The organism is Croceitalea sp. P059 (assembly GCF_031846365.1).
GTDB classification, from domain to species: domain Bacteria; phylum Bacteroidota; class Bacteroidia; order Flavobacteriales; family Flavobacteriaceae; genus Croceitalea; species Croceitalea vernalis.
In genome coordinates this window covers 1-250 of record NZ_JAVRHW010000025.1, presented here as the reverse complement: position 1 = coordinate 250, position 250 = coordinate 1, and the positions used below count along the sequence as shown (strand labels likewise).

Genomic DNA, 250 nt, shown 5'->3' with positions numbered 1-250 from the left:
GGGTACTGCTGATGTTACCATCGACCCTGTTGGTGCTGTTGCTACCGATGCAGGTATACAAACTTTAAATGCAAACCCTGCTGGAGGTAGTTGGAGCGGTACTTCAACTGATGGCACTTTTGACCCGTCAATAGGAGTTGGATTCTATGACGTAACCTATACCGTTGATTTTGGTAATGGTTGTATTAAAGAGGATACTATCACTATTGAAGTGGTCCCTCCTGGTGATCCTTGCACAGGTATCACACCT

At 45.2% G+C, this 250-nt stretch carries 1 protein-coding gene; it reads left to right on the top strand.

Features of this window, described 5'->3' with window-relative positions; genetic code table 11:
• Nucleotides 1-250, top strand: a 250-nt coding sequence (locus RM542_RS14850) for a hypothetical protein (RefSeq protein ID WP_311386536.1), incomplete at both ends; no start/stop codon positions are given.